A 1,752-nucleotide genomic window follows, 5' to 3' on the forward strand; every position below is an offset into this window, starting at 1 on the left:
GCTGCAACTGGCTGGCCTTGGGGATGCCGATGGCCGCCATGCCGCGGTACCAGACGACCAGCCCGACGAACTGCGAGCCCGCCGCGACCCATAGCAGGCCGGTGACGCTGTGCGCGGTCAGCCGCACGGGTTCCTGCGCCAGGGCGAGCACGGCGACCGGCACGGTCAGCGGCAGGCACAGCACCAGCGCCCAGCCGATCACCTGCCAGCCCGGCATGACCCGGGCCAGCCGCCCACCCTCGGTGTAGCCGGCCGCGCAGACCAGCAGCGCGGCGAAGAGGTACACGTCGGCGGTGGTCAGGGCGCCGCCGCTCTGCTGCACGGTGAAGGCCAGCACCGCCGCCGCGCCCGCCAGGGCCGCGATCCAGAAGGTGCGCGAGGGCCGGGTGCCGACGCGCAGCGCGGAGAAGAGCGCCGTGGTCAGCGGAAGCAGTCCGACCACGACGGCGGCGTGCGCGGTGGTGGAGGTCTCCAGCGCCAGCGTCGTCAGCAGGGGGAAGCCGAGGACGACACCGGCCCCGACGACCGCGAGTCCCGCCCGGTGCCGGCGGGCGGGCAGCGGCACGCGCAGCCCCAGCAGACAGCCGCCCGCGATCACCGCGGCCAGAACACTCCGCACGGCGACCAGCGACCAGGGCCCGAAGCCCTCCAGCCCCCAGGCTGTGGCCGGGAACGTGAGCGAGAAGGCGACGACGCCGAGGGAGGCCTGGAGGGTGCCGAAGCCGGGATGCTCCGGCTCCGAGGCGGCGACTGCTATCGATGGTGCGGCAGTAGCGCTACTCTGTACTCTCATGCAAGAGCGTAGCAGCGTGGGTGAACTGGCGGAACGGCTGAGGCGGGAGCTCGACCGCTACTCTCTAGGTGGAAAGCTGCCATCGAGCCGGGCTCTGGTCGAGCGGTTCCGGGTGAGCCCCGTGACGGTGTCGCGGGCCCTGGCGCAGCTCGCCGCCGAGGGGCTTGTGGTCACCCGGCCCGGAGCGGGCGCGTTCCGCGCACCGGCCCGGACGTCACCGGCCCCCGCCGGGGACACCTCCTGGCAGGAGGTCGCCCTCAGCGCCGACGGAGCCGCCGACCTCGTCCCGCGCTCCGTCGACGCCTCCGGGGTGCTGGTGTCGCTGGCCGCCCCGCCGCCCGGCGTGATCGAGTTCAACGGCGGCTATCTGCACCCGTCGCTGCAGCCGGAGCGGGCGATGGCCGCCGCCCTCTCGCGTGCCGGGCGGCGTCCCGGTGCCTGGGGGCGCCCGCCCATGGAGGGGTTGCCGGAACTGCGCGAGTGGTTCGCGCGCGGCATCGGCGGGTCCTTCACCGCCGCCGAGGTGCTGGTCACCGCGGGCGGACAGTCCGCACTCACCACCGCCCTGCGCGCCCTGGCCCCGCCCGGCGGCCCCGTCCTGGTCGAGTCCCCCACCTACCCCGGCATGCTCGCCATCGCCCGGGCCGCCGGTCTGCGCCCGGTGCCCGTCCCGGTGGACGCCGACGGTGTGAAACCCGCACTGCTCGCCGACGCCTTCCGCGCCACCGGTGCCCCGGCCTTCGTCTGCCAGCCGCTCTTCCAGAACCCCACCGGCGCGGTGCTCGCGCCCGGGCGGCGCGCCGAGGTGCTGCGCATCGCGCGCGAGGCGGGCGCGTTCATCGTCGAGGACGACTTCGTGCGGCGGCTCGTGCACGAGGACGCGGGGCCGCTGCCGCGCCCGCTGGACCTCGACCAGATCACGCTGTTGCTCCATCACCTGATCGATGTTCTTGTATGCA

At 74.7% G+C, this 1,752-nt stretch carries 2 protein-coding genes; one reads left to right on the plus strand and one right to left on the minus strand.

The genetic code is table 11. The features are described from left to right. Nucleotides 1-793 (minus strand): DMT family transporter (locus ABZ281_RS48170; RefSeq protein ID WP_356665052.1); only part of this gene is annotated, 793 nt, incomplete at its 3' end. Between ABZ281_RS48170 and ABZ281_RS48175 the strand changes: the two genes are divergently transcribed. Next, the coding region (locus tag ABZ281_RS48175) for a PLP-dependent aminotransferase family protein (RefSeq protein ID WP_356665054.1) at nucleotides 792-1,752 on the plus strand (961 nt) is incomplete at its 3' end. The two genes, ABZ281_RS48170 and ABZ281_RS48175, sit on opposite strands and share 2 nt — an antisense overlap.

The sequence above is a fragment of the Streptomyces sp. NPDC006265 genome (genome assembly GCF_040613555.1).
In the GTDB taxonomy this organism is placed as follows: domain Bacteria; phylum Actinomycetota; class Actinomycetes; order Streptomycetales; family Streptomycetaceae; genus Streptomyces.